The sequence below is a fragment of the Roseobacter cerasinus genome, assembly GCF_009811755.1.
Classification (GTDB): Bacteria; Pseudomonadota; Alphaproteobacteria; order Rhodobacterales; family Rhodobacteraceae; genus Roseobacter; species Roseobacter cerasinus.
Genome location: NZ_BLIV01000003.1, coordinates 474,935 through 500,605, shown reverse-complemented (window position 1 = coordinate 500,605; position 25,671 = coordinate 474,935). Strand labels below are relative to the sequence as shown.

Genomic DNA, 25,671 nt, shown 5'->3' with positions numbered 1-25,671 from the left:
CCGGATACCCCGGGGGCTACAGCATGTCAGACATCAGCCACAGCGTCGAAGAAATTGCCCGCGCGCTTGGCGCGCAGGCGTTCGGAGATCTGACGCTGCGTGTGTCGCGCGCGGCGGAACCGCAGACGGCGGGGCCGAGTGACCTCGCCATTGCGACCAATCAGACCTACGCCGACACGCTCAGCGCCGGGCAGGCGCAGGTCGGTCTGCTTTGGGAGGGGGCCGATTGGGAGGCGCTGGGTCTGAAGGCCGCAATCGTTCCAAACCGCCCGCGCTATGCCATGTCGGGCATCACCAAGCTGATGGACCCGGGGCAGGGGTTTGCCGAAGGCATTCACCCCTCAGCCGTGATCGACCCGACGGCAGAGCTGGGCGAGGGCGTCAGCATTGGCCCGCTCACGGTAATTGGTGCAGGCGCCAGGATCGGCGCAGGATCGGTGATCGGGCCGCAATGCTTCATCGGCTGGAATGCGGAAGTGGGTGCGGGCGCCTTCCTGCGCGAAGGTGTGGGTATTGGGGCACGCGTCCGCATCGGCGCGCGTTTCATCGCGCAACCCGGTGCGCGCATTGGCGGCGATGGGTTCTCCTATGTGACGCCTGATCGTTCCGCCGTCGAGGCGACCCGCAGCACGCTGGGCAGCCAGGAAGACACCCAGGCCCAGTCCTGGACCCGCATCCACTCGCTGGGGGCTGTTGTGCTTGGCGATGACGTCGAGATCGGCATGAACGCGGTGATTGATTGCGGCACCATCCGCGACACGGTGGTGGGTGACCGCACCAAGATCGACAACCTCGTGCATATTGGCCACAACTGCGTGATCGGCACCGATTGTCTGCTCTGCGGCTGTGTCGGCATCGCGGGCTCCGTGGATATCGGGAATTTCGTGATCCTGGGCGGGCAGGTCGGTGTCAGCGACAACATCTTCATCGGCGACGGCGTGATTGCGGGCGGTGGCAGCAAGATCCTGACCAATGTGCCTGCGGGACGCTCCATCCTCGGCTACCCGGCGGTGAAGATGGACACCCATGTGGAAACCTACAAAGCCACCCGCCGCCTGCCGCGCCTGCTGCGGGACGTGGCGGCCTTGCAAAAAGCGGTTTTCAAATCAGGCGAGAGTGACTAAATCCCAAGGCGAAGGACCGCAGAGGACCGGCGCTTATGAGCATCAAGGACAAAGTCATCGCCATCATCGCGGAGCAGGCCGTGCTTGAGCCGTCTGATATCAGCGTGGACAGCAGCCTCGAAGAGCTGGGCATCGACAGCCTCGGCCTGGTGGAAAGCATCTTCTCCATCGAGGAGGAGTTCGACATCACCGTGCCCTTCAACGCCAATGAGCCGCAGGCGTCGGATTTTGACATCTCGACTGTGGCCTCCATTATCTCGGGCATAGAGCGGTTGCAGGCGGAGCAGGGCTGACAGACGATGAAACGCGTCGTCATCACCGGAGCCGGGACGATCAACGCGCTGGGGCATGACGTGCCGTCGACCCTCACCGCCATGCGGGAGGGTGTGTGTGGCATCGGCCCGCTGGAGCTGCGCGACGTGGAGCGGCTGTCGATCCAGATTGGCGGGCAGGTATGCGGGTTTGAGGCGGAAGGGCGCTACAACCGCCAGCAGATGACGCTTTATGACCGCTTCACCCAGTTCACGCTGGCGGCTGCCAAGGAAGCCATCGACCAGTCGGGCATTATCTTCAGCGGCGAGCTCGCGGCGAAATCCGGCGTCGTCTTGGGAACCGCAGGCGGCGGGGTCAGCACCTGGGACGACAATTACCGCTCGGTCTATGAAGACGGCAAGAACCGCGTGCATCCCTTCGTCGTGCCGAAGCTGATGAACAACGCCGCCGCCTCCCACGTCAGCATGGAGCACAACCTCAAGGGGCCCTCCTTCACGGTGTCAACGGCCTGCGCCTCGTCGAACCACGCGATGGCGCAGGCTTTTAGCATGGTCCGCTCCGGCATGGCCCCGGCGATGATCACCGGCGGGTCGGAAAGCATGCTGTGCTTTGGCGGCGTGAAGGCCTGGGAGGGGTTGCGCGTCATGAGCCGAGATGCCTGCCGCCCGTTTTCCGCCAATCGCAACGGGATGGTCCAAGGGGAGGGCGCGGGCGTGTTCGTCTTCGAGGAATACGAACACGCCCGCGCCCGTGGCGCCCAGATCCTGTGCGAAGTCGCAGGATTTGCAATGTCGTCCGACGCCAGTGACATCGTGATGCCCTCCAAAAATGGGGCGTCGCGCGCGATGGCGGGCGCGCTTAGCGATGCGGGCATCAATCGCGATGAGGTGGGCTATATCAACGCCCATGGCACGGGCACGGCGGCCAACGACAAGACGGAATGCGCCGCTGTCGCCGATGTCTTTGGCCCGCATGCCGACAAGCTGATGATCTCCTCCACCAAATCCATGCACGGTCATCTGATCGGCGGCACCGGTGCTGTGGAACTGCTGGCCTGTATCATGGCCCTGCGAGACGGGGTGATTGCCCCCACCATCGGCTATGAAGAGCCGGACCCGGAGTGCGCGCTGGACGTGGTGCCAAACGAGGCGCGCGAGGCGAAGGTCAAGGTGGCCATCTCCAACGCCTTCGCCTTTGGCGGGATGAATGCGGTGCTCGCCTTGCGGGCCGCCTAGAGCCTCCGCAGACCACCCGACACGTCCAGCATCACCGACTATGTTGACCTCCACGGTTGGAGACTGTGTTGGGTCTAAGGGCTTTGCGCGAGGGTCTGCGGGCCGCTGCTGACGCAAGCGGCCCGGTCAAAATGGTTTCTTACTGATCCGGCGCAACCGCTTTTTCATAGGCCGCCGTGAAGCCGGTCAGGGACAAGGTGACTTTGACCGGCGTGTCAGGTGAGGCGAAAGGCACAATATCCAGATCCGCCTTGTTGCCCCGTTTAAGGATCGTCACGTCCTCATCCGCCAGGGCAATCTGCGCGTAGCATCCAACCCGGTCGCAAAAGGCATAAGGGAACCGCCGTGTCGGATTGGTGTCGATTTTCATGGTCAAACCCGCCTGAAGCGCGGTTTCGAGAGGTACGATAATTGTGGCCCCTGCGGCGAAGCGATCGTTTTCCGGCAGTTGAAAGACGGTAACCTCGGACATCGGGTTGCCCTCATCGTCCTCCAGCAGTTGGAACATCTCGCAGGGGTCCTTGTCGTCCTCCGTCTTGACACAGCGCATCGTCCAATCGCCGATCGTTTCAGTGGTGTAGCGTTGGCCAACCTGAGGCCCTTCGGTGACAACCTCACCGACGCTCAGGCCATCTATGACGCTCGGCGCGGGCGGGGTCTCATTGTCCTCGGAGGTGTCCGACTGCGCGATGGACATGGACGCAGCCACAACCAACGACAGGGTCAGTGCGGTTCCGGCAGTGTATATAGACGTCAGCTTGGGCATGTGTGCTCCGTATTTGGTGAGTTGCCGAAGATGTAGCATGCGGGTTTTGCGCTGTCAGTCCCATGCGCAGGAAATAGCCCGGCAGGTCATCATTTTTCCGTGGGCCTGCAATAAGAAAAGGGATGCGCAACGCATCCCTTCCCATATTGTTTTCTCCCCGTCGGACTGGCCGACTTATTGACGCAGAGGCTACGAAACGCGGTCCTGCGCGTCAACCGAAAACTCGCAGAAAATGAGACCGCTTACATGGGCAACCTGAGCTTTCGAAAAAAGGCCGTACCGATGAACGGCACGGCCAGTCTGACAGGGAGGATGTTCGGGTCTGGAAAGGACATGTAGACCAGCCGAACAGCTTGACTATGCGGGACAAAGGTTAACATCCTGTGCGCAACACGAGGCAAAACGGGGCAGGGGGCTAGCGCATGGCATCGGGGATCTTTATCGGCGGCGGCGGCGCAGACTATGGCACGCAACAACATCTGTCGCTGGGCTATGCGAACCGGCACGGGCTGATCGCGGGCGCCACAGGCACGGGCAAGACCGTCACCTTACAAATTCTGGCGGAAGGGTTTTCCAAGGCCGGGGTGCCCGTGTTTCTGTCGGATGTGAAGGGGGATCTCTCGGGCCTCGCCAAGGCGGGCAGCCCGGCGCACAAACTGCATGGGCCCTTCACGGAGCGTGCAACGAAAATCGGCTTCACCGACTATATCTACGAGGCCTTCCCCGTGACCTTCTGGGATCTCTTTGGCGATCAGGGCCACCCGGTCCGCACGACGATCTCCGAGATGGGCCCGTTGCTGCTTGCCCGCCTGCTGGAGTTGACCGAGGCACAGGAGGGCATCCTCAACATCGCCTTTCGCCTCGCGGATGAAGAGGGGCTGCCGCTCCTGGACCTGAAAGACCTGCAATCGCTGCTGGTCTGGATCGGTGAAAACGCCAAGGAGCTGTCCTTGCGCTATGGCAATGTCTCCTCGGCCTCCATCGGCGCGATCCAGCGCCGTCTGCTGGTGCTGGAGAACCAGGGCGTCGCCGGGCTCTTCGGCGAGCCTGCGCTGGCGCTCAGCGATCTCATGCGCACGGGCACCGACGGCAAGGGCCAGATCAACATCCTCGCTGCCGACAAGCTGATGGGTGCGCCCGGCCTCTACGCCACCTTCCTGCTCTGGCTGCTCTCCGAGCTCTTCGAGGAGCTGCCCGAGGTGGGCGACCCCGACAAACCCAAACTGGTCTTCTTCTTCGACGAGGCGCATCTGCTCTTCGACGACGCCCCCAAAGCGCTGGTCGACAAGGTAGAGCAGGTCGCGCGGCTGATCCGCTCCAAGGGCGTGGGCGTCTATTTCATCACACAGAACCCCGCGGATGTGCCCGAAGACATCCTGGGCCAGCTCGGCAACCGCATCCAGCACGCCCTGCGCGCCTTCACCGCGAAGGACAAAAAGGAGCTGCGCCTGGCCGCCGAGACCTACCGCGAGAACCCCGCTTTCGACACCGAAGAAGCCATCCGCGAGGTCGGCGTGGGCGAGGCGGTTACGTCCATGCTGCAGAAAAAAGGCGTGCCGGGCGTGGTCGAACGCACGCTGATCCGCCCGCCGTCCTCACAGCTGGGGCCGATCTCCAAGGCCGAGCGCGCCCAAGTGATGGTCGCCTCCGAGATGGCCGGAAAATACGATGATCCCGTCGATCGCAAATCCGCCTTCGAAATCCTGAAAAGCCGCGCCGATCAGGCCGCGCAGGAAGCTGCCAAAGCCGAAGAGGCAGCCGAGGAAGACGCCTCCCCACTCGCCCGCGAATTCAGCGCCGCCCGCCGCTACTCCGGCACCCGTGTCGCCCGCTCCACCTCCCGCGCCAGCCGCCGCCAGCCCCAAAGCCTCGGCGGCGCCCTCGCGAACGCCGTGATCAAAGAGCTCTCCGGCACCACCGGCCGCCGCCTCGTGAGGGGTATTCTGGGCGGGTTGTTCAAGGGGCGGTGAGCCTTGAAGGCGGGTGTCGTCTGCTTCGGCTTTGAGCCCGACTCGGTCATGGAGTTTTTATGCTAGCTGCGCAAAGCGAAATGTCTTATGCGCGTGCGCAAAAAACCGTGGTGCAGCGCGGCGGATATCTGGGCGCGCTGCATAAAGCGCGAGAATGATACGGTTCACGCGAACGAATAGGCATTTTTGCGGCAGGCTATATCACTTGGCAGCACATACGGACGTCGCTATCGTGCGTCACCCAATTCTGTTAAACTTCACAAACAAATAACCCACATAAATCCAACCAACCGAGGCGTAGGCTTTGACAGCGCGAACACCAGGGCCGCTGTCCATACCGTTGATGTGATCATTCAGTGCAATAACAACAGTCACTAGCCAAAGCACCAACTGAAGCCAACGGTTGTTTTTATGCTTCACGCTCTCGACTCTACTCAATACCACAAAGAATTACATCGCTCTGCAGCCCAGTTGTTCAAAGCAATTCAGTGCATTCCGCCATATATCACAGAGTATGTCTGTTCCGCCCTGAGGATGCAGGATGAAGAAAACTCGAATTAAGATCTTCAAGCAAGGCTTGCTTTTCTTCTTGCTCGGATATGCTTCGCCAGCTATTATCTCCATTTTTGTGGTTGGATTTCGGTTTGACTACCTTTGGGCTGCCATCATCAACGGCGTTGTTTTATTGTATTGGCCGGTCTTTGTTCCGATTGCAGTCGAAGAGGCTTTTCGGAAGCAGGAATAAACGAGTTGTCTTTCGTCAAGAGCGGTGGGTGAGTTTTTCCGCAAGATTTAAGAGACAGTCTACCTCTCCGGGATCAACCCCCTTGGACTGAACCGCAGCACCAGCAGTAGCACCAGCCCCATCGTGAAGAGCCGCATATGCGCGGCACTCTCGATCAGATGCGCCTTCAGCGGCGAGCCATCGGCCATGCCAGAGGTGATCAGCTCCATCAGCCACAGCCCCATCGGCTCCACCTGAACCCAGAGGAACCAGATCAGGAACCCGCCCAGCACAGCTCCGAAGTTGTTGCCCGAGCCGCCCACGATTACCATCACCCAGACCAGAAATGTGAACCGCAGTGGCTGATATGTCCCAGGCGTCAGCTGCCCGTCGAGCGTTGTCATCATCGCGCCTGCGATCCCGCAAATGGCCGAACCCAGCACGAAGATCTGCAGATGACGGGCCGTGACATCCTTGCCCATGGCCTCTGCCGCCACCTCATTGTCGCGAATAGCCCGCATCATCCGGCCCCAGGGGCTGTTGAGCGCCCGCTGCGCCATCCACAGCAGGATCAGCAGCACAATCAGAAACAGCCCTGCATAGAGCAGCTTCACGTAAAGCGTCGATGCCTCCACCGCCGTAAACCCCAGCCCGGCCGCCCGCTCCACAAACGCCGGATCGTTCTGCAGCTCGATCTCAAACGGCGTCGGCCGGGGCATGCCGATCACGTTCTTCACCCCGCGCGACAGCCAGTCCTCGTTCTTCAGCACCGCGATGATGATCTCGGCAATGCCCAGCGTTGCAATCGCCAGATAATCGGACCGCAGCCCCAGCGCCGTCTTCCCGATCACCCAGGCCGCAGCGGCGGCAAAAAGCCCGCCCACCGGCCAGGCCAGCGTGACCCAGAGCCCTTCATCAAATCCGAGCCCACCGAGATATCCGGTGGACGCCGGATTGATCGCCTCCACCGACTCCACACCCGGATCAAAGAGCGCGCGATAGACGAAGAACCCGGCCACCAGCATCCCAAGCACGACAAGCTTGCGCGCCAGCCCCGGCGCCATCCGCGCCCGCACGAACACCACGGCAAAAATCGCAACGACTGCAAAGCCGAACGCCCCAAGGATCGTCCAGCCCCCGGCCTCGAAGGCCCCCGGCGTCGCGGGCATGCCCACAAGCACCGCCGCCAGCCCGCCAAGCGCCACAAACCCCATGATCCCTACGTTGAACAGCCCCGCGAACCCCCACTGCAGGTTCACGCCAAGGGCCATGATCGCCGAAATCAGCCCCATGTTCACGATCACCAGCGCCGAGTTCCAGCTCTGCATGAAACCGACCAAGGCGATCAGCAGCGCCACAATCGCAAAGAGCATGGTGTTCTTGACCGTCGGGCTCATACCGCTTTCCCCTTGAACAGCCCCGTGGGCTTGAAGAGCAGCACGATGAGCAGAATGAGGAAGCTCACCGCAAATTTGTAGTCGGTTGAGAGCAGTTGCAGCAGTCCGCTTGGCGCCACCTCCTCCGGCACGATATAGGTCACCACCTTCTTCCAGGCATAGGTGACGGTGACCTCCGAAAAGGCAATGACAAAGCCGCCCGCAATGGCCCCCAGCGGGTTGCCCAGCCCGCCGACGATAGCGCTGGCAAAAATCGGCAGCAGCAGTTGGAAATAGGTGAAGGGCTTGAAGCTCTTGTCGAGCCCGTAAAGCACGCCCGCTGTCGTCGCCAGCGCCGCCACGATCAGCCAGGTGACCATCACCACCCGCTCAGGGTTGATCCCCGATAGCAGTGCCAGATCCTCATTGTCCGAATAGGCCCGCATCGACTTGCCCGTGCGCGTGCGATTCAAAAACCAGAAGAGCAGGGCGACGACGACCACCGCCGTGACAATGGTGATGCCTTGCGTCGTCTTGAACGCCAACCCCTCGCGTAGCCCGGTCATCTCGCGGAAGGTCCGCGCGGAGATGATAAAGCGCTCACCGTCCAGAAATCGCTGATCATCCGGCCCGATGATGAAGCGCACGATCCCGTTGAGAATGAAGGTGACCCCAAGGCTCACGATCACGAAAATCACCGGCTTGGCCTTCTGCGCGCGGTAGAACCGGTACACAGCGCGGTCCGTGACCAGCACCAGCAGCATGCAGCCCAGGATGCCAAAGGGCAGGGCGAGCAGAGCCGTCGGCAGCGGCCCCAGGCTCACCCCCTGCGCCTGAAAGAACCAGGTCATCAGCACGGTCACCATCGCCCCGAAGGCCATCGTGTCCCCATGGGCGAAGTTCGAGAACCGCAAGATACCATAGATCAACGTGACCCCCAACGCCCCCAGCGCCAGCTGCGAGCCATAAGCTACAGCGGGAATGATCACGAAGTTTGAGAGGGCAATGAAGGCGTTGAGAAAGTCCACTAGAAAAGCCCTTCACACACACCGCTTAAGGTGCGACGACGCGCTACGGCATCAGCGTAACTCACATACTTGGTAGGTGTTCTGAATAGGCTCACAGTGATGGCTCCCCGATGATCGGTCGGAGATATCGACCCCACGTACCCCCGCTCTTTTATCAGCAAAGCTGGCCCCCTAGAGATGACCTGCCAAGTCGTGTCAATAGAATTGATTGTATCGATGATCATGTCTTCTGTGATCCGCTGTACCGCGAACGAAACACCATCCAGTTTGATTTCTTGTGGCGCGTCGACCGCCCATTCCAACAACGCCTCGCTATCTTCACAAGCGATGCCTGGCGAGCAGGTTGGTTTTAGCAAGCAAGAAGCAGCCATTGTTTGCGTTGCGACGCAAGCACCGACCATCGACACAATGAGTAAGGAACTTAGGTCGGACATCCTCACCCCCCCAGAAACGACTTGCGTACCTCGGGGTCGGCCAGCAGTTCCTTGCCCGTCCCCGTATACGCATTCCGCCCCTGCACCAGCACATAGCCCTTGTCGGCAATCTCCAGCGCCTGCCGCGCGTTCTGTTCCACCATAAGGATCGGGATGCCCGTGCGCGCCACCTCGATGATCCGGTCGAAAAGCTCATCCATGACAATCGGCGACACCCCCGCCGTGGGCTCATCCAGCATCAAGACCTTTGGTTGCGTCATCAGCGCCCGCCCAACCGCGACCTGCTGGCGCTGCCCGCCCGACAGCTCCCCCGCCGCCTGCCACCGCTTGTCGCGCAGGATCGGGAACAGATCATAAATCTGCTGCATCGTAGGCCGGATATCGTCGGTGCGGATGAAGGCCCCCATCTCCAGGTTCTCCTCCACGGTCATGGAGGTGAAGATGTTCGAGGTCTGCGGCACAAAGCCCATGCCCTTGGCCACCCGATCCTGCGGCGAGAGCGCTGTGATGTCTTCGCCATCCAACCGCACATGCCCGGCCCGCAGGTTCAGCATCCCGAAAACGGCCTTCATCCCGGTCGACTTGCCCGCGCCATTTGGCCCGACGATCACGGCAATCTCACCGCGATCCACCGCAATCGTACACTCATGCAGAATGTCCGGCCCCGACCCATAACCGCCGGTCATCGCTTCCCCAATCAGAAACGGCCCACCGGGCGCGGGTGCGGCACGACCGCCAGACGTCACCGGTGTCGCAGTGCCCATACCCTTCGGATTGCCCAGCGACAGATCCTTATTGCCCCGGTCGGAGTAGGGATCGGAACTCATGCCTTCATTCTTCCACAAATACTCCGGGGGGGGAGGCCCGGACCGCGCCAGCGGCAACCTGTCCAGTGGACAGGTTGAGGGCCGAACGGGGCGGAGCCCCCTGTCACATCAACACTCACGCGCCCACCTTATCCTTGTTCTTGAGCCCGGTACCCAAATACGCCTCGATCACCTGTTCATTGGCCTTGATCTCATCCAGCGTTCCTTCGGCCAGCACCTTACCCTCTGCCATGCAGATGACCGGATCGCAAAGTCGCCCGATGAAATCCATGTCATGCTCGATCACCACGAACGTATAGCCACGGTTCTGGTTCAGGCGGATAATCGCGTCGCCGATGGTGTTGAGCAGGGTGCGGTTCACACCCGCACCGACCTCATCCAGAAAGACGATCTTGGCGTCCACCATCATCGTGCGACCCAGCTCCAGCAGCTTCTTCTGCCCCCCCGAGATCTGCCCCGCCTTCTGCTCCGCCAGATGCTCGATGGTCAGGAACTCCAGCACCTCATCCGCCTTGGCTTTCAGCGCGCGCTCCTCATCAGCGATCCGTCTGCGCCCGAACCACGTGTTCCAAAGCGTCTCGCCCGACTGGTAGCCCGGTACCATCATCAGGTTCTCGCGGCAGGTCATTGAAGAGAACTCATGCGCGATCTGGAAGGTGCGCAGCAGCCCCTTGTGAAAGAGCGTATGCGGCGGCAGGCCGGTGATGTCTTCGCCATCCATCGTCACACGGCCCGAGGTCGGTTCAAGAACGCCTGCGATCACATTGAAAAGTGTGGTTTTTCCGGCACCGTTGGGGCCGATCAACCCGGTGATCATACCTTTTTCGATCTCAAGGCTCGCGCCATCGACGGCATGAAAACCACCGAAATGCTTGTGAAGGTCGTCAACGACGATCATTCATAAATCCCCATCCGCGCTGTTTGCGCGTGTTGTATCATTGGAACAGCCCAGAGCACAAAGCTCCGGGCTGCTCAAGCCGTTCCGTGACGGCTTACTTGAAGCCGATGGTGGCGTTTTCGCCGTCTTTCACTTCGATCAGGCGGTAGGTTCCGGCCGACTCGCCAGGGCCGATCAGCTCGACCGCCGAGGCGCCCACATAGTCGATATCGCCGCCCTCGCGCAGGATGTCGAAGGCTTTGCCCAGCTCCCCAGGATAAATCTTCTCACCGGGCGCATTGGCCACCTCGAGGATCTTGGGACCATACTCCGCCGGGTCAGTGCTGTCCGCGGCTTGCATGGCCAGCATGAAGAGCGCCGCCGCATCATAGCTTTCCGGCGTGTAGGGCGATGTGGCGTCAAAGGCGTCACCCGCCATCGCGGTCAGCTTTTCAATGCCTTCGCCGCCGGACCCCGCGATCTGACCATAAGAGCCGTTCAGTGCCGAGCCGACATTGGCGGGCAGGCTGTCACCGATCATGCCACCGGGCAGGCCGAAGGTTTCAAAAGCGCCGGAGTCCAGCGCTGCATTGATAATGCCCAAACCACCCTGATCAAGGTACCCCGCGACCACGAGAATATCGCCGCCAGCGGAAGCAAGCGCACCCATCTCGGCGGAGTAGTCGGCCTTGCCGTCCTCATGCGCCGCCACGATGGTCACTTCGCCGCCGATCTTCTTGAAATTGCTCTCAATTGCGTCGGCCAGACCCTTGCCATAGTCATTGTTGGTGTAGGTCAGAGCGATCGAGGTCACGCCACGATCCTGCAGCACCTCGGCCATGACTTCGCCTTCCCGCGCATCCGACGGCGCCGTGCGGAAGAACAGATCGTTGTCTTCGACGGTCGAGAGGCCTGGCGATGTGGCAGACGGTGAAATCATCACCATGCCATTGGGGATCGCCACGTTCTGCAAGATCGCACCGGTCACACCCGAGCAGTCGCCGCCGATGATGCCATGCACACCCTCGGCAATCAGCCGTTCGCCGTTCGAGGTGGACAGGCCGTTGTCGATACAGCCGGTATCTGCCCGCATCGGGATCACCTTGGCCGCATCCAGCAGCTTGCCGCTGTCGGTGGCTTCCTGCATGGCCAGCTCAGCACCGGACGCCATCGGGCCGGCCAGCGATTCAATCGGGCCGGTAAAGCCGATCAGAACACCAAGTTTGACCTCTTTCGCGTGACCGCCCGCAAGCGCCGAGCTCGCCACAAGTGCTGCAGCCGTCGAGGCCAGAAGCATCTTTTTCATTGATCTCTCCCATGTTGGAACGTCTCGTTCGAAAATGAGGTTATGCGCAGCCTGCTGAAAAGAAAAGTGGTTTTGCGGCGGGTCACGTTTGGGTCAGTGAGACTTGAGACCGCATGAAGCGATGCTAACTCTGCCAGCAAGCCTTAAGGTAGAAAGGACCAAGTGATGTTCCATCTTCCAGCCCGGAATTTCGGTGTGCTGTTGGGGCTGCTCAGCGTTGTGATCCCCGTTGCCGGGCGGGCGCAAGATGACGTTGCGGTGACGCCTGTCATTCAAGGTCTGGATACGCCTTGGGCTGTCGCAACGCTGCCAGACGGTGGGTTTCTGGTGACCGAGCGCGACGGCGCATTGCTGCATATTGGCGATGGCGCTGCCAATACGGTACGCGGCGTGCCCGATGTGCAAGTGGGCGGGCAGGGCGGCCTGCTGGATGTGACAGTGGCGCGAGACTTCGCACAGAGCCGCGATATCTTCCTGACCTATTCCAAGCCGCAAGCGCGCGGTGCGGGCACAGCCCTTGCCGTGGCGCGGCTGGCGGAAGATGGATCGCGCCTCGAAAACTTGCAGGTGATCTTTGAATCCGCTCCCGGCAGTTCGGGCGGGCGGCACTTTGGCAGCCGGGTTGTCGAAGCCCCTGACGGCACGCTGTTTGTCACAATTGGCGATCGCGGCGACAGACCCTCCGCACAGGATCTCAGCAATCACAACGGTACGGTGGTTCGTGTCAATCGCGACGGCTCTGTCCCGGCGGACAATCCCTTTGTCGGACAAACCGGCATTCAGCCGGAGATCTGGTCATTTGGCCATCGCAACGCACAGGGTGCGGATTTCGATGCGTCAGGTCAGCTCTGGACGTCCGAGCATGGGGCGCGCGGCGGGGATGAGTTGAACATTGTCAAGAAGGGCGCCAACTTTGGCTGGCCTGTGATCTCCTATGGACGACATTATTCCGGGGGCAGGATCGGCGAGGGCACGTCGAAGCCTGGTATGGAACAGCCGGTGCACTATTGGGATCCGTCGATGGCGCCGTCGGGTCTCATGGTCTATCAGGGCGATATGTTCCCGGACTGGCGCGGCGACATCTTTGTAGGCTCGCTCAAATTCGACTATATCGCGCGTCTGGAAGTCTCAGGCACCAGCGCGCATGAGGCGGAGCAGATTGACATGTCCGAAACCGGCCGCGTGCGCGACATCATTGAGGCGCCTGACGGCAGCATCCTCTTTATCTCGGTGGGTGACGGTACTGTTTACCGCATGGCCCGCCCCGGGGCCTGATGGTCGAACGCCACGCATTTTTGCCTCAATGCCGCAATCATGCTGCAATCGATCAAGGTTCTGCGATTGGAAGTTGTGGGGCAAAAATCATAAATTCCTGCCCGGGACCAAACGTTCATTATTATGAAATACTAAGGTCTGGAGGGCGGAGATAGTGTTGACGACGCCGGCGTTTGGGCTTCGGTCGGTTGACGTCAAAATCACCTTGGGTCTTCTTTTCAGCCTGTTGGCCACAGTTCTGGGAGCCGTTTTTAGCAGACGGGTCAAATCTGTCTGATGGTCACCACGGATCAGATCGACAGCCGTGTCGCGTGGCTGCCGCGCTCGCGGTAGGGCGTCGTATCATAATGGGCGCGGTAGCATTTGGAAAAATGCGACGGTGAGGCGAAACCGCAGGCCAGGGCGACGTTTATCACGCTCATATCCGTCTGCATCAGCAGGTTGCGCGCCTTCTGCAGGCGCAACTCCATGTAATAGCGCTTGGGCGAGCGGTTCAGATACCGCCGAAAGAGCCGCTCCAGTTGCCGGGTGCTCATGCCCACATCCTTGGCCAGGATAGAGGGGCTGATCGGCTCTTCGATATTGCCTTCCATCATCTGGATGACCTTGCTGAGTTTGGGGTGTCGCACTCCGATGCGCGTGGGCACGGACAGGCGCTGCGTGTCTTGATCGGTGCGGATCGAGGCATAGATCAGCTGATCGGCCACCATATTGGCCAGATCCTCGCCGTGATGATCCGCGATGAGCTTGAGCATCAGATCGATGGACGATGTACCGCCAGCAGTGGTGATGCGATTGCCGTCAACCACAAACACCGATTTGGTCAGATCGACCTCCGGAAACTCCTCCGAGAAGCTGTCCTGGTTCTCCCAGTGGATCGTGGCGCGCTTGCCGTCGAGCAGACCTGCCTTGGCCAGAGTATGCGCCGCCGTACAGAGCCCACCCATCAGCACACCCTTGCGCGCCTCGCGGCGCAACCAGCCCAACACCCGTTTGCTTGTGGCCTCTTGCACATTGATGCCGCCGCAGACCATCACCACATCATCGCGCGACAGATCTTCAAGATCACCGTCGAGCTTGAACCCGCTGCCGGAGGAAGCGGACACGATATCGCCGCCTTCGCCGATGATGTGCCATTCATAGAGGTTCTTGCCCGCCATCCGGTTGGCAATGCGCAGGCTCTCCACAGCGGCGGCAAAACAGAGCAGGGTAAAATCCTTGAGCAGCACAAAGACGAAACGCTTTGGCTTTTCGGCGGGCGGTTCATTCCGCGTGGCGGGTTGTATTTGGGACATCGCCGTCTCTTGATCTTATCTCTTGCCCGCAGGGGCACGCGGCCTGCTGCTGAACGTCAGATGGTCACGAGCTTTCGCCCACATCAAGAGGTCGCATTTGTGATATGGTCACTGCGACAAGGCTTTTGTATAGAGAGGGCCGAGATACGAGAGCTCGCAGCCTTGCGAGCCCAACCCGGAGTGGACGAGATGAGTGAATGGAGCAAATCGAGCTGGCGCGCAAAACCGCGGATCCAGATGCCGGAGTATCCGGATCAGGCCGCGTTGGACGCGGTTGAGGCCCAACTTGCACGGTTTCCTCTTCTGGTCTTTGCGGGTGAGGCGCGCCGCCTCAAGGCCCATCTGGCCGCGGCCAGCCGGGGCGAGGCGTTCTTGCTGCAAGGCGGCGATTGTGCGGAAAGCTTTGACCAATTCAGCTCGGATGCAATCCGCGACACGTTCAAGGTGATGCTGCAGATGGCGACCGTGCTGACCTATGGCGCCAAGGTGCCGGTGATCAAGGTGGGCCGCATGGCCGGGCAGTTCGCCAAGCCGCGCTCAGCGCCCACCGAAACCGTGGATGGTGTAGAGCTGCCCAGCTACCGGGGTGACATCATCAACGAGCTGGATTTCACCGCTAAGGCCCGCATCCCCGATCCCGAGAAGATGCTGCGCGCCTATACGCAGGCTGCGGCCACGCTGAACCTCATTCGCGCCTTCTCGACCGGTGGCTATGCCGACATCAACCAGGTGCACGCCTGGACCTTGGGTTTTACCGAGCATGAGAAGGTCGAGCGGTACCGCGAGATTGCCAACCGCATCTCTGACACGCTCGACTTCATGTCCGCCGCAGGCGTGACGCCAGAGACCGCGCACACTCTGCAGTCGGTTGAATTCTACACCAGCCATGAATCACTGCTGCTGGAGTATGAAGAGGCGCTGACCCGCGTGGACAGCACCTCTGGCAAGTGGCTGGCAGGCTCCGGTCACATGATCTGGATCGGTGATCGCACGCGCCAGCCCGATGGCGCGCATGTGGAATTCGCAAGCGGTGTGCAAAACCCGATTGGCCTGAAGGCTGGCCCGTCGATGACATCCGACGACCTCAAGGCGCTGATGGCGAAGCTGAACCCCGAAAACGAGGAAGGCCGTCTGACGCTCATCGCACGCTTCGGTGCGGGATCGGTGGGCGAGCACCTGCCACGCCTGATCAAGACCGTGCGCGAGGAAGGGGCCAATGTCACATGGGTCTGCGACGCGATGCACGGAAACACCATCAAGTCGTCGACGGGCTACAAGACCCGGCCCTTTGACTCGGTGTTGCGCGAAGTGCGCGAGTTCTTTGCCGTGCATGCCGCCGAAGGCACCGTGCCGGGGGGCGTGCATTTCGAGATGACCGGGCAAGACGTGACCGAGTGCACCGGAGGTGTCCGCGCCGTCAGCGATGAAGACCTGTCAGATCGCTACCATACAGCCTGTGACCCGCGCCTGAATGCCAGCCAGTCGCTGGAACTGGCGTTCCTGATTGCGGATGAGCTGTCCAACCGGCGCGAGGCGCATCGCGCGCAAGCGGCGGGCTGAGACGCAAAGGCTGATGTCCAAGACCCGCCGGTGGCCAATTCACCGGCGGTCTTCTTATGGCAAACGCAAAATCACCCGCACGTTCTGCGCGGGTGATCATCCTGATCAAAGGAGTTTGCTGCTTAAATTCGGATCAGTCGTCGGACTTCACAAGCCGCAGATAGGGCGCGTGACGTCGCGGTGTCTCGCTGCGGAAGGGCACTTTTGGGGGTTGCAGCGCTTTGTTCGGTGTTCTGACCATAGGCTTCGGCGCAGGGATCTTTTCTGTCACAACGGGCGGCAGCGACGCATCTGCCAGGATGGGGCGCAGCGACGAGCGCACCACATCAAACCGGCGCGGGCTGCGGCCCATGTCGCCCACAGAAATCAGGGCCCCCAGAATACGGCTCACGTCGCCCAGATCGCTCTTGAGCGGCATCAGCAGCATGCGGGCCTCAAGCGGCGGCAAGGATGCCCCTTGCTCAGAGCGCAATTCGAGCGTGCACGTGGCGGGTGTTTCGAAGACTTCTTCAAGAATATCAGAAACTTGGCGGCGGGAGTTCGGCATGATGAAGGAGGTCAACGGCATGCCGCGCACCTCCATGCCCATCAGATCGCTCAGATGACTGCCCGCAATGCGCAGCCGTGCAATGCCCGGTGCGATCCGCTCCACGATGAAGGAATACTCTAATGCCTGCTCAATCCCGCGCGGGTCAATCTCGGATCGGTTTGGCATCAGACGGTTGCCGCGCAGGCCTTCCCAATAGGCCTCGACCTGCGCCAGCGGCGTAAATCCGTTTTTTGAAATACGTTGGGTCATACTCAATACATTGTGCGTGTTTTGGCCGTTGTTGTCCATTACCCGCCCCCTTCTCAAATGCGATACCCGCGTTGATGACTTGTTAACGTGGCGCCCGTGCTTCGTCTTTACACGGTGCCATACTGGTTACTGGAATATTAATATCAAGATTTTTCCACAAATGCTTGCATATCTTTATATTTGGTTAACCTCAGCGAGGCGCGACCGGGACGGGCAACAATACGCTCGGGGGTTGCCCCTCCGCGATGAATCGCCATAAGGCTGAGGCAACGGGACGGCGAGAAAGACAGATATTATGATCCGCTCCATGACCGGATTTGCCTCCGCCAGCGGCAGCTTGCCCCCCCATGCCTGGGACTGGGAGCTGCGGGCGGTCAATGGAAAAGGCCTCGATCTCCGCATTCGCGTCCCCGATTGGATTGTGGGGTTGGAGGCAAGCCTGAGAAAGCTGCTGAGCGCCCAGGTGAAACGCGGAAATGTGACCCTGTCGCTGCGGCTGTCCCGCGCCGAACAGGAGGGCGCGCTGCAGATCAATGCGACCCAGTTGTCCTCCGTTCTGGGCGCTATGGCGACCATCGAGACCCGCGCGGCGGAAACAGGTGTCACGCTGGCCCCATCAACGGCCGCAGACATCGTTGGACTGCGGGGTGTTTTGGAAACATCAAACAGTGAAGACGACACAACGGCGCTGGCCCAGATGCTGATGGCCGAGGCGGAGGCGCTTCTGACCAGCTTCAACGCCATGCGCGACGGCGAAGGCGCGGCCTTGCGCAAGGTGCTGCTGGGGCAACTGGAGGAGCTGACCGCATTGACGGAGGAAGCTGCGGCGCTGGCCACCGTGCGCCAGGCGGCGCTTGCGGACACACTGCGGCGCAATCTGGCCAAGGTCATCGACAACACAGAGAACGTCGATCCCGACCGCGTGGCACAGGAGCTGGCCCTGATTGCCGTAAAGTCGGATGTCACGGAAGAGATAGACCGGCTGACGGCTCATATCGCCGCCGCGCGCGAGCTGATTAGCGGGGAGGGCCCCGTGGGCCGCAAGCTCGATTTCCTGATGCAGGAGTTCAATCGCGAGGCCAACACGCTGTGCTCCAAGGCGCAGAATACGGAGCTGACCCGCTGCGGCCTGGCCCTGAAAACGGTGATCGACCAGATGCGGGAGCAAGTCCAGAATGTGGAGTAACCCATGACAGCGCCGCGCCGGGGCCTTTTGATCATTCTTAGCTCGCCGTCGGGGGCGGGCAAATCCACGTTGGCACGCCGGTTGCGCGACTGGGACAGCGAAATCGAGTTCTCCGTCTCCGCCACAACGCGCCCGCCGCGCCCCGGCGAAGAGGATGGACGCGAATATCATTTTGTGGATGAGGCACGCTTCAAGATGCAGGTGGCTGAGGGCGGCATGCTGGAGCACGCCCATGTCTTTGGCAATTTCTACGGCTCGCCGCGCCCGCCGGTGCAGGCGGCCATTGACGAGGGGCGCGATGTGCTCTTTGACATCGATTGGCAGGGCGCACAGCAGATCACCAATTCATCGCTGGGGCCGCATACGCTCTCCATTTTCCTGTTGCCGCCCTCGATCCGGGAGCTGCGCCAGCGGCTGGAAAAACGCGGCCAGGACGGCGCCGAGGTGATTGCCCGCCGCATGGAGAAAAGCTGGGACGAGATCAGCCATTGGGGCGCCTATGACTTCGTGATCGTGAACGATGATCTCGACCAGACCGAAGCGCAGCTGAAAACAATCATCTCGGCCACGCGCCTGCGCCGCAGCCAGCAACCGCAGCTGACCGACCACGTGCGCCGCCTGCAATCGGAATTCGAGGAGCTGTCATGACACTCTATGCTTTGGGCCCGCATCGCCCGACCGTTTATGCCGATACATGGGTCGCGCCTGATGCCAATCTGGTGGGGCAGGTGGTGCTGGAGGAGGGGGCGTCGGTCTGGTTCGGCACCACGATCCGGGCGGATCACGAGGAGATCCGCGTGGGCCGCGGCTCCAACGTGCAGGAGAACTGCGTGTTTCACATCGATGCGGGCTATCCGCTAAGCATCGGCGAGAATTGCACCATTGGGCATAAGGTCATGCTGCATGGCTGCACCATCGGGAACAATTCCCTGATCGGCATGGGGGCCACGGTTCTGAACGGCGCCAAGGTCGGCGAAAACTGCCTGATCGGAGCCGGGGCGCTGATCACGGAAAACAAGGTGATCCCTGATGGTAGCCTGGTGATGGGCGTTCCGGGGAAGGTTGTGCGGGAGCTGGACGCGGAGGCCATCAAGGGCCTCACGCTGAGCGCGCTGCATTATCAGGAAAACATGCGCCGGTTCCGCGATGAGCTGCGCGCCGTCGAGGGATGACATGAAAAACGAAAAAGGGTCTTTGATGCGGCCGGATGCGCTGCCCGAGAGTGCAAGCCGGCCGGTGGTCACACCGCTCAGCCCCTCGGTGGTCTATGCCTCCGACACGCCCGACATGCTGGACCAGCAATATGACGGCGGGCTGCAGGGCTATACCTATGCGCGCGAGGGCCACCCCAACGCGGATGTGGTGGCCAAACGGGTCGACCGGATGGAGAACGCGCCGCATATGGGGGTCTTGACCGGCTCCGGCATGGGGGCGGTGTCGGCTGTGCTGCTTGGATTGACCGAGACGGGAGATCACGTGATCGGCAGCACCCAGCTTTACGGCCGCTCCCTGCGCATGATGACGGAGGACCTCCCCCGCCTCGGGATTGCCACCACGCTGGTGGATGCGGGCGATGTAGACGCCGTGCGTGCCGCGCTGCGGCCCGAGACGCGGATGGTGTTGGTGGAGGTGGTCTCGAACCCGACATTGCGGGTGGCGGATCTTGAGGGGTTGGCCACGCTCTGCCGCGAGGCAGGCATTCTGCTGGTGGTCGACAACACCTTCACCACCCCGCGTGCGATCAGGCCGTTCGACTGGGGCGCCGATATCGTGCTGCACTCGCTGACCAAGCTGCTGGCCGGGCATTCGGACGTCACGCTGGGCTATGTGGCCGCGCAGGATGAAGCACTCAACAACCGTCTGCGGGTCTTTGCCGTCACCGCCGGGCTGACGCCCAGCCCCTTTGACTGTTGGCTGGCGGAACGCGGCATGCTGTCGTTTGATCTGCGCTTTGACCGGGCGGAACAGACGGCCGCGTGTCTGGCGGATCATCTGGCCGGGCTGCCCGGCGTCGCACGGGTTCTCTACCCGGGACGGGCGGACCACCCGGATCAGGCGCGCGCGGCGCATCTGCTGGCAGGTCACTTCTGCAACATGGTTACCTTTGAGCTGCGGGGCGGGCGGGCCGAGGCCAATGCCTTCACCCGCGCGGCGGACGGCCTGAGCTTTGCTCCCACGCTGGGCGATGTGGGCACCACGATCTCGCATCCCGCGTCGTCTTCTCACCGGGCGCTGACGGCAGAGAAGCGCGCCGAGCTTGGCATGAGCGAAGGCACATTTCGCGTCTCCGTCGGTCTGGAAGATCCCGAGACGCTCTGCGCTGTTTTCAGCCAGGCCATCGCTGCGGCCACCGGGGGCTGATCGAAGATGAGCCGCGCCTTGTCCGACACTCTGGCCGCGGTTCCCTTACCGGCCCTGCTGATCGATCAGGACGAGCGTATTGTCGGCGCCAATGAGGAGGCCCGTGCGCTGGTCGGGCGCGGCGTCGAGGGGCGCAACTTCATCACCATGCTGCGCCAGCCGTCGGTCATTGATGCGGTGCAGGCTGTCCTGCGCGACGGCAAGCCGCGTGCGACGCAATATCTGGCCAGTGACGGGGCGCAGGACCTGACGTTCCGGGTGACCGTCCGCCCGGTTGCTGACCAGCGGGTGATCCTGCTGTGCTTTCTGGATGTCACGCATCTGGAGCAGGCGGGCCAGATGCGCCGCGACTTCGTGGCCAATGTCAGCCACGAGCTGCGCACACCGCTCACCGCCCTGATGGGGTTCATCGAAACGCTGCGCGGCCCGGCGCGCGATGATGTGGCTGCACGCGAACGCTTTCTGGACATCATGGAAGGGGAGGCGGGGCGCATGAACCGGCTGGTGGGTGATTTGCTCTCACTCAGCCGGGTGGAGGGGGATGAGCGGGTGCGCCCGCGCGATCAGGTCAATCTTGGCGAAATTCTCTCCTCTGTGCTGCGCACGCTGAAACAGCTGGCGGGCGATGCGGGCGTGACCTTTGACGAGGACTTTGGCGCAGAGCCGGTCGTGCTGACAGGCGATGCGGACCAGCTGATGCAGGTGTTCACCAATTTGGTGGAGAATGCCATCAAATACGGCGCATCCGGCAAGCGGGTCACCTTGCGGATCGAACGCAGCGCGCGCGACCCTGCGTTGCGCGCCCCGGCGGTGCGGGTGCATGTGATCGACTACGGCCCCGGCATAGATGCCGTTCACCTGCCGCGCCTGACAGAGCGGTTCTACCGGGCCGACAGCCACCGCAGCCGGGCCCTGGGCGGCACGGGGCTGGGCCTCGCTATCGTGAAACACATCATCAATCGCCATCGCGGACGGCTGAAGATCGAAAGTGAGCTGGGGCAGGGCACGCAATTCACGGTCGTGCTGCCCTTGCAGATCAGCGGGCCCAGGGGCGAGTCGCAGCTTTGACCTCGACCCCATTCGCCGACCATGCTGCCGCAACCCTAGATGGAATAAATAAATAAAATAAAAACAATGCCCTGAGCCGTTTCCGCTCCCGTACCCGCAGCTGTCATAAAACTGTTACGCAACTGTCACAAAAGCATCGTCGCAGCGCCGTATCCAGCGGCGCAAGGTCGCTGTGGGAGCGACCAGATTCGAAAAACAGACAATGACAGGAGATATCATGTCGTTTGCAAAACTCACCACATCCGCGCTGGCCCTTGCGGCTCTGTCCGCCACAACTGCTGCCGCGCGTGATCAGGTGCAAGTTGCCGGCTCTTCGACCGTGCTGCCCTATGCCTCCATCGTAGCCGAAGCCTTCGGAGAGAACTTTGAATTCCCCACGCCGGTTGTCGAATCCGGTGGCTCCTCCGCCGGTCTGAAGCGCTTCTGCCAGGGCGTTGGCACCGAGCACACAGACATCGCGAACGCCTCGCGTGCGATCCGTGAAAAAGAGATCAAGGCCTGCGCCGAGAACGGCGTGACCGACATCATCGAAGTGCGCATCGGCTATGACGGCATCGTCTTCGCCAGCCAGATTGACGGCCCCGCGTACACGGCCTTCACCCAGTCCGACATCTTCAACGCGCTGGCGCCGAAGGTCATGGTCGACGGTGAGTTGGTCGATAACCCCTACACCAAATGGTCCGACTTCAACGCTGATCTGCCCGAAGCCGACATCCTGGCCTTTATCCCGGGCACCAAGCACGGCACACGCGAAGTCTTCGAAGAGAAGGTGATCGCAGCGGGCTGTGAAGCCACGGGTGCGATGGAAGCCATGATCAAGGGCGGCATGTCCGAGGATGACGCGGAAGACGCGTGCCTCTCCGTGCGGACAGACGGCAAGTCCGTGGACATCGACGGCGACTACACCGAGACGCTGGCCTCGATCGATGCCAACTCCAACGCCATCGGTGTCTTTGGTCTGGCGTTCTACGAGAACAACACCGACAAGCTGAAGGTTGCGACAATGGCCGGCGTTGAGCCGACCACCACAACCATCGCCGAAGGGGAATACCCTGTGTCGCGTCCGCTGTTCTTCTACATCAAGAAGGCGCATATCGGCGTGATCCCGGGCCTCAAAGAATATGCCGAGTTCTTCGTCTCTGACGAGATCGCTGGCCCCGACGGCCCGCTGGCCGCTTACGGCCTGGTGTCCGACCCTGAGCTGGTAGCCACACAGGACGGAGTGTCCGGTGAGAAAGTCATGGGCGGCGGCAGCTGATCCAATCCCATTGGGACCATTGAACCGGGTGGGCGGCGGCTGACGCCGCTCATCGCTCTGAGTGATCCGACCACGCGTCACACCGGATAATTGGGGGGCATATGCCGCTACTCTGGCTTACCGTCATCGTTCTCGGCCTGTCGCTGGTCGGCTATCTGTTGGGTCGGCAGCGGGCTATGCAGAGCGCCTCGGGCGACAGCAGGGCGCTGCATTCGCTGCCCATCTACTACGGGATGAACGCCCTGATGAAGGCCGTGGTTCCGGCGCTGGGGCTGATGGTGATCTGGCTGCTGGCGCAGCCACTGGTGATCGAGAACCGCATCGCTGACATGATCCCCGCGTCGGCCACGGCAGATGACACCAATCTTGGCCTTGTGATGGCTGAGGTGCGGCGCACGGCCGAAGGGCTGGACAATGCAGTGGCCGCTGGCCTGATGGATGAGGACACCGCAAGCAACGCGCGCGCGGACATCACCGATGTGACCGCGCGTCTGAAACAGGCGGGTCAGGTCGTGACCAACCAGATCACGCAGCCGGTGCTGCGCGCAGCACAGGCCTACCGCGTGATGAGTGCCACCTCCAACACCATCATGACGGTTGCCGTTCTTTTGGTGGCGCTGGCGGGCGCCGGGTGGGGCGTGCTGCAAAGCGGGCGCGACTTCCGCGCGCGCAATGTGGTCGAACAAGGTATTCTGGTGATCCTGATCGCAGCCGCCTCTGTCGCGATCCTGACCACCATTGGCATCATCCTGTCGCTGATCTTCAATACAATCGAATTCTTCCGGCTGTATCCGGCTGCCGATTTTTTCACCCTGCTGGAATGGGCGCCCAGCTTCTCGGGACGGGGCGGCGCCTCCAGCCTGGGTATTCTGCCGCTGCTCTGGGGGACGATCTACATCTCCATCGTGGCGCTGATCGTTGCGGTTCCCATCGGGCTTTTCTCGGCCATCTACCTGTCGGAATACGCGTCACCTAAGGTGCGCGGCATTGCAAAGCCGCTGCTTGAGATTCTGGCGGGCATTCCCACCATCGTCTATGGCCTCTTTGCTCTGTTGACCATCGGGCCGCTGCTCGTAAGCGTCTTTGGCAAGGATGGCGTGGGCTGGATGGGCGGTGGCCGCTCGGTCATGACGGCAGGCATTGCCATGGGCATCATGTTGATCCCCTTCGTCAGCTCGCTGTCGGATGACATCATTAATGCAGTGCCGCAATCGCTGCGTGATGGGTCTTATGGCCTCGGCGCCACCCGGTCGGAAACCATCAAGCAGGTGGTTCTGCCCGCAGCACTTCCGGGCATCGTGGGTGCTGTCCTGCTGGCGGCAAGCCGGGCGATTGGCGAGACCATGATTGTGGTGCTGGGGGCAGGGGCCGCGGCCCGCCTCTCGCTCAACCCGTTTGAGGCTATGACGACCGTGACCGCCAAGATCGTCTCGCAGCTGACCGGGGACAGTGACTTTGCCTCGCCTGAGGCGCTGGTGGCTTTCGCCTTGGGGATCACCCTCTTTGTCCTCACACTCGGGCTGAATGTTTTCGCGCTCTACATCGTGCGCAAGTATCGGGAGCAGTATGAATGACCGACGCCAGCATGCCGACCAGCTCTGACGCGAAACCGCGCACGCCGCTGACAACGGTCGACGCGCGCACAAAAAAGCGCAAGGCCGCCGAGGCGCGGTTCCGCATGTACGGGATTGCAGGAATCGCCACAGGTATCTTCTTTCTGATCGTTCTTCTGGCCTCGATTGTCGCCAGCGGCACGGGCGCGTTCCAGCAGACTTTCATCAATGTCCCGGTCTATCTTGACCCTGCAAAGCTCGACAAGAATGGCAACCGCAACCCTGCGGAGCTCGCAAAAGTCTCCACCTTTGGCTACACGCCTCTGATCCAGGAAGCTCTGCTGACGCAGGTCCAGAACAACGGGATCGAGACCCCGCTTGAAAAGCGCGGCGATATGAAAGCGATGATTTCCGCCTCTGCCGCCGCACAGGTACGTGACGTAGTGCTGGGTGACCCAGATATGATCGGCGAAACGGTCGAGTTCCGCATTCTCGCCTCCAGCCGGGTCGATGGTTATCTGAAGGATCGCGTCAAGCGCGAGGACGTGGCCCGCGACAAGAATATCGATGCCGAACATTTGGATCTGGTCGATGCGCTGGTGCCACTCGGGATCGTCCAGAAGACGTTCAACATCGACTTCATCACCGGCGCAGACGCCTCTGAAAGCCGGGCCGAAGCTGCGGGGATTGGTGTGTCGATGATCGGATCTTTCTTCATGATGCTGGTCGTGCTTGTGCTTGCCCTGCCGATTGGGGTGGCCGCCTCGATTTATCTTGAAGAATTTGCGCCAAAGAACCGACTGACCGATCTGATCGAGGTGAACATCGCCAATCTGGCGGCGGTTCCTTCGATCGTCTTCGGGATCCTAGGGCTGGCCGTCTTCATCCAGTTCATGCACCTGCCACAGTCGGCACCGCTTGTGGGCGGCATGGTGCTGACTCTTATGACGTTGCCGACGATCATCATCTCGACGCGCGCCTCGCTGAAGGCGGTGCCTCCGTCGATCCGCGATGCGGCACTTGGCGTCGGAGCGTCCAAGATGCAATCGGTCTTTCACCATGTTTTGCCGTTAGCCGCGCCTGGTATTCTGACCGGAACGATCATCGGCCTTGCACAGGCCTTGGGGGAAACAGCACCGCTGTTGCTGATCGGGATGGTGGGCTTCATCGCCTCCAACGCGCCCGACAGCATTGCCAGCGGGCTGCTGGATCCGAACTCGGCCATGCCCGCGCAGATCTATGAATGGGCCAAACGCGCGGACCCTGCGTTTTATGAACGGGCCTGGGGTGGTATCATCATCCTGCTTTTGTTCCTGATCACGATGAACACCATTGCCGTGATCTTGCGTCGTCGATTCGAGCGGCGTTGGTAAAGG

The 25,671-nt window shown here is 61.3% G+C and carries 25 protein-coding genes; 15 read left to right on the top strand and 10 right to left on the bottom strand.

The features are described 5' to 3' along the window. Positions 1–23: 23 nt before the first annotated feature. The 3 genes from So717_RS09935 to So717_RS09925 are packed head-to-tail and all read left to right on the top strand — an operon-like array spanning position 24 to position 2,632. Positions 24–1,124 carry a UDP-3-O-(3-hydroxymyristoyl)glucosamine N-acyltransferase gene (locus So717_RS09935; RefSeq protein ID WP_159976723.1) on the top strand — a complete coding sequence of 367 codons (1,101 nt, stop codon included), beginning with the start codon at positions 24–26 and terminating at the stop codon, positions 1,122–1,124. A 35-nt stretch (positions 1,125–1,159) separates the two neighbouring features. Next, positions 1,160–1,417, top strand: coding sequence for an acyl carrier protein (locus So717_RS09930; protein WP_159976721.1), 258 nt, complete (start codon positions 1,160–1,162; stop codon positions 1,415–1,417). Between the two features lie 6 nt (positions 1,418–1,423). After that, complete coding sequence (locus tag So717_RS09925) at positions 1,424–2,632, top strand: beta-ketoacyl-[acyl-carrier-protein] synthase family protein (protein ID WP_159976719.1); 1,209 nt, start codon at positions 1,424–1,426, stop codon at positions 2,630–2,632. A gap of 139 nt (positions 2,633–2,771) precedes the next feature. Here the strand turns inward: So717_RS09925 and So717_RS09920 are convergent, their stop codons facing one another. Further along, positions 2,772–3,398, bottom strand: coding sequence for an invasion associated locus B family protein (locus So717_RS09920; RefSeq protein ID WP_159976717.1), 627 nt, complete (start codon positions 3,396–3,398; stop codon positions 2,772–2,774). Between the two features lie 422 nt (positions 3,399–3,820). On the opposite strand from So717_RS09920, the gene So717_RS09915 reads away from it, so the two are divergent. Further along, entirely contained in the window at positions 3,821–5,368 is a 1,548-nt protein-coding gene (locus So717_RS09915; RefSeq protein WP_159976715.1) for a helicase HerA-like domain-containing protein, read from the top strand. A gap of 237 nt (positions 5,369–5,605) precedes the next feature. On the opposite strand, the gene So717_RS09910 is transcribed toward So717_RS09915, so the two are convergent. Further along, positions 5,606–5,812 (bottom strand): hypothetical protein, encoded by a 207-nt coding sequence (locus So717_RS09910; protein ID WP_159976713.1) that lies wholly within the window; start codon positions 5,810–5,812, stop codon positions 5,606–5,608. 97 nt (positions 5,813–5,909) lie between these two features. Here So717_RS09910 and So717_RS09905 point away from each other — a divergent pair, with 97 nt between their 5' ends. Then, positions 5,910–6,113 carry a hypothetical protein gene (locus So717_RS09905; RefSeq protein ID WP_159976711.1) on the top strand — a complete coding sequence of 68 codons (204 nt, stop codon included), beginning with the start codon at positions 5,910–5,912 and terminating at the stop codon, positions 6,111–6,113. A 59-nt stretch (positions 6,114–6,172) separates the two neighbouring features. On the opposite strand, the gene So717_RS09900 is transcribed toward So717_RS09905, so the two are convergent. The 6 genes from So717_RS09900 to So717_RS09875 form a co-directional block, all read right to left on the bottom strand. Continuing rightward, on the bottom strand, positions 6,173–7,489 hold the full coding sequence (locus So717_RS09900) for a branched-chain amino acid ABC transporter permease (RefSeq protein WP_159976709.1): 1,317 nt from the start codon (positions 7,487–7,489) through the stop codon (positions 6,173–6,175). After that, complete coding sequence (locus So717_RS09895; RefSeq protein ID WP_159976707.1) at positions 7,486–8,496, bottom strand: branched-chain amino acid ABC transporter permease; 1,011 nt, start codon at positions 8,494–8,496, stop codon at positions 7,486–7,488. Before So717_RS09895 ends, So717_RS09900 begins: the two co-directional genes overlap by 4 nt. Next, positions 8,496–8,930, bottom strand: a complete 435-nt coding sequence (locus So717_RS09890; protein ID WP_159976705.1) for a hypothetical protein — start codon at positions 8,928–8,930, stop codon at positions 8,496–8,498. The genes So717_RS09895 and So717_RS09890 overlap by 1 nt, the downstream gene beginning before the upstream one ends. A 2-nt stretch (positions 8,931–8,932) precedes the next feature. After that, positions 8,933–9,757: an ABC transporter ATP-binding protein gene (locus So717_RS09885; RefSeq protein WP_159976703.1), complete on the bottom strand. Its 825-nt coding sequence runs from the start codon at positions 9,755–9,757 to the stop codon at positions 8,933–8,935. A 115-nt stretch (positions 9,758–9,872) separates the two neighbouring features. Beyond that, positions 9,873–10,655 carry an ABC transporter ATP-binding protein gene (locus So717_RS09880; RefSeq protein WP_159976701.1) on the bottom strand — a complete coding sequence of 261 codons (783 nt, stop codon included), beginning with the start codon at positions 10,653–10,655 and terminating at the stop codon, positions 9,873–9,875. 94 nt (positions 10,656–10,749) lie between these two features. Next, the gene (locus tag So717_RS09875; RefSeq protein WP_159976699.1) at positions 10,750–11,940 is read right to left on the bottom strand and encodes an ABC transporter substrate-binding protein; all 1,191 of its coding nucleotides are present in this window, start codon (positions 11,938–11,940) and stop codon (positions 10,750–10,752) included. Between the two features lie 165 nt (positions 11,941–12,105). Here So717_RS09875 and So717_RS09870 point away from each other — a divergent pair, with 165 nt between their 5' ends. After that, positions 12,106–13,215, top strand: coding sequence for a PQQ-dependent sugar dehydrogenase (locus tag So717_RS09870; RefSeq protein ID WP_159976697.1), 1,110 nt, complete (start codon positions 12,106–12,108; stop codon positions 13,213–13,215). Positions 13,216–13,505: 290 nt separating this feature from the next. Here the strand turns inward: So717_RS09870 and So717_RS09865 are convergent, their stop codons facing one another. Further along, the gene (locus tag So717_RS09865) at positions 13,506–14,510 is read right to left on the bottom strand and encodes a GlxA family transcriptional regulator (RefSeq protein ID WP_159976695.1); all 1,005 of its coding nucleotides are present in this window, start codon (positions 14,508–14,510) and stop codon (positions 13,506–13,508) included. 189 nt (positions 14,511–14,699) lie between these two features. On the opposite strand from So717_RS09865, the gene So717_RS09860 reads away from it, so the two are divergent. Further along, positions 14,700–16,070, top strand: a complete 1,371-nt coding sequence (locus So717_RS09860; protein ID WP_159976693.1) for a class II 3-deoxy-7-phosphoheptulonate synthase — start codon at positions 14,700–14,702, stop codon at positions 16,068–16,070. 133 nt (positions 16,071–16,203) lie between these two features. On the opposite strand, the gene So717_RS09855 is transcribed toward So717_RS09860, so the two are convergent. Beyond that, on the bottom strand, positions 16,204–16,869 hold the full coding sequence (locus So717_RS09855) for a PAS domain-containing protein (protein ID WP_238840784.1): 666 nt from the start codon (positions 16,867–16,869) through the stop codon (positions 16,204–16,206). 295 nt (positions 16,870–17,164) lie between these two features. On the opposite strand from So717_RS09855, the gene So717_RS09850 reads away from it, so the two are divergent. The 8 genes from So717_RS09850 (at position 17,165) to pstA (ending at position 25,668) form a co-directional block, all read left to right on the top strand. After that, entirely contained in the window at positions 17,165–18,055 is an 891-nt protein-coding gene (locus tag So717_RS09850; protein ID WP_159976689.1) for a YicC/YloC family endoribonuclease, read from the top strand. A gap of 3 nt (positions 18,056–18,058) precedes the next feature. After that, positions 18,059–18,703, top strand: a complete 645-nt coding sequence (gene gmk, locus So717_RS09845; protein WP_159976687.1) for a guanylate kinase — start codon at positions 18,059–18,061, stop codon at positions 18,701–18,703. After that, positions 18,700–19,227 (top strand): gamma carbonic anhydrase family protein, encoded by a 528-nt coding sequence (locus tag So717_RS09840; protein WP_159976685.1) that lies wholly within the window; start codon positions 18,700–18,702, stop codon positions 19,225–19,227. Before gmk ends, So717_RS09840 begins: the two co-directional genes overlap by 4 nt. A gap of 1 nt (position 19,228) precedes the next feature. After that, positions 19,229–20,416, top strand: a complete 1,188-nt coding sequence (locus So717_RS09835; protein ID WP_174239027.1) for a trans-sulfuration enzyme family protein — start codon at positions 19,229–19,231, stop codon at positions 20,414–20,416. A 6-nt stretch (positions 20,417–20,422) separates the two neighbouring features. Further along, positions 20,423–21,484 carry an ATP-binding protein gene (locus So717_RS09830; protein WP_159976683.1) on the top strand — a complete coding sequence of 354 codons (1,062 nt, stop codon included), beginning with the start codon at positions 20,423–20,425 and terminating at the stop codon, positions 21,482–21,484. A 217-nt stretch (positions 21,485–21,701) separates the two neighbouring features. Then, the gene (locus So717_RS09825) at positions 21,702–22,742 is read left to right on the top strand and encodes a substrate-binding domain-containing protein (RefSeq protein WP_159976681.1); all 1,041 of its coding nucleotides are present in this window, start codon (positions 21,702–21,704) and stop codon (positions 22,740–22,742) included. A gap of 101 nt (positions 22,743–22,843) precedes the next feature. Further along, positions 22,844–24,316 carry a phosphate ABC transporter permease subunit PstC gene (pstC, locus tag So717_RS09820; RefSeq protein WP_159976679.1) on the top strand — a complete coding sequence of 491 codons (1,473 nt, stop codon included), beginning with the start codon at positions 22,844–22,846 and terminating at the stop codon, positions 24,314–24,316. Beyond that, positions 24,313–25,668: a phosphate ABC transporter permease PstA gene (pstA, locus tag So717_RS09815; RefSeq protein ID WP_159976677.1), complete on the top strand. Its 1,356-nt coding sequence runs from the start codon at positions 24,313–24,315 to the stop codon at positions 25,666–25,668. Before pstC ends, pstA begins: the two co-directional genes overlap by 4 nt. The last annotated feature ends 3 nt before the right edge of the window (positions 25,669–25,671 follow it).

Excerpts from the sequence above, each read along its gene's own strand:
- So717_RS09935 (WP_159976723.1), top strand. The coding sequence starts at position 24 with ATGTCAGACATCAGCCACAGCGTCGAAGAAATTGCCCGCGCGCTTGGC.
- So717_RS09930 (WP_159976721.1), top strand. The coding sequence starts at position 1,160 with ATGAGCATCAAGGACAAAGTCATCGCCATCATCGCGGAGCAGGCCGTG.
- So717_RS09925 (WP_159976719.1), top strand. The coding sequence starts at position 1,424 with ATGAAACGCGTCGTCATCACCGGAGCCGGGACGATCAACGCGCTGGGG.
- So717_RS09920 (WP_159976717.1), bottom strand. The coding sequence starts at position 3,398 with ATGCCCAAGCTGACGTCTATATACACTGCCGGAACCGCACTGACCCTG.
- So717_RS09915 (WP_159976715.1), top strand. The coding sequence starts at position 3,821 with ATGGCATCGGGGATCTTTATCGGCGGCGGCGGCGCAGACTATGGCACG.
- So717_RS09905 (WP_159976711.1), top strand. The coding sequence starts at position 5,910 with ATGAAGAAAACTCGAATTAAGATCTTCAAGCAAGGCTTGCTTTTCTTC.
- So717_RS09900 (WP_159976709.1), bottom strand. The coding sequence starts at position 7,489 with ATGAGCCCGACGGTCAAGAACACCATGCTCTTTGCGATTGTGGCGCTG.
- So717_RS09890 (WP_159976705.1), bottom strand. The coding sequence starts at position 8,930 with ATGTCCGACCTAAGTTCCTTACTCATTGTGTCGATGGTCGGTGCTTGC.
- So717_RS09885 (WP_159976703.1), bottom strand. The coding sequence starts at position 9,757 with ATGAGTTCCGATCCCTACTCCGACCGGGGCAATAAGGATCTGTCGCTG.
- So717_RS09880 (WP_159976701.1), bottom strand. The coding sequence starts at position 10,655 with ATGATCGTCGTTGACGACCTTCACAAGCATTTCGGTGGTTTTCATGCC.
- So717_RS09875 (WP_159976699.1), bottom strand. The coding sequence starts at position 11,940 with ATGAAAAAGATGCTTCTGGCCTCGACGGCTGCAGCACTTGTGGCGAGC.
- So717_RS09870 (WP_159976697.1), top strand. The coding sequence starts at position 12,106 with ATGTTCCATCTTCCAGCCCGGAATTTCGGTGTGCTGTTGGGGCTGCTC.
- So717_RS09865 (WP_159976695.1), bottom strand. The coding sequence starts at position 14,510 with ATGTCCCAAATACAACCCGCCACGCGGAATGAACCGCCCGCCGAAAAG.
- So717_RS09860 (WP_159976693.1), top strand. The coding sequence starts at position 14,700 with ATGAGTGAATGGAGCAAATCGAGCTGGCGCGCAAAACCGCGGATCCAG.
- So717_RS09855 (WP_238840784.1), bottom strand. The coding sequence starts at position 16,869 with ATGACCCAACGTATTTCAAAAAACGGATTTACGCCGCTGGCGCAGGTC.
- So717_RS09850 (WP_159976689.1), top strand. The coding sequence starts at position 17,165 with ATGATCCGCTCCATGACCGGATTTGCCTCCGCCAGCGGCAGCTTGCCC.
- gmk (WP_159976687.1), top strand. The coding sequence starts at position 18,059 with ATGACAGCGCCGCGCCGGGGCCTTTTGATCATTCTTAGCTCGCCGTCG.
- So717_RS09840 (WP_159976685.1), top strand. The coding sequence starts at position 18,700 with ATGACACTCTATGCTTTGGGCCCGCATCGCCCGACCGTTTATGCCGAT.
- So717_RS09835 (WP_174239027.1), top strand. The coding sequence starts at position 19,229 with ATGAAAAACGAAAAAGGGTCTTTGATGCGGCCGGATGCGCTGCCCGAG.
- So717_RS09830 (WP_159976683.1), top strand. The coding sequence starts at position 20,423 with ATGAGCCGCGCCTTGTCCGACACTCTGGCCGCGGTTCCCTTACCGGCC.
- So717_RS09825 (WP_159976681.1), top strand. The coding sequence starts at position 21,702 with ATGTCGTTTGCAAAACTCACCACATCCGCGCTGGCCCTTGCGGCTCTG.
- pstC (WP_159976679.1), top strand. The coding sequence starts at position 22,844 with ATGCCGCTACTCTGGCTTACCGTCATCGTTCTCGGCCTGTCGCTGGTC.
- pstA (WP_159976677.1), top strand. The coding sequence starts at position 24,313 with ATGACCGACGCCAGCATGCCGACCAGCTCTGACGCGAAACCGCGCACG.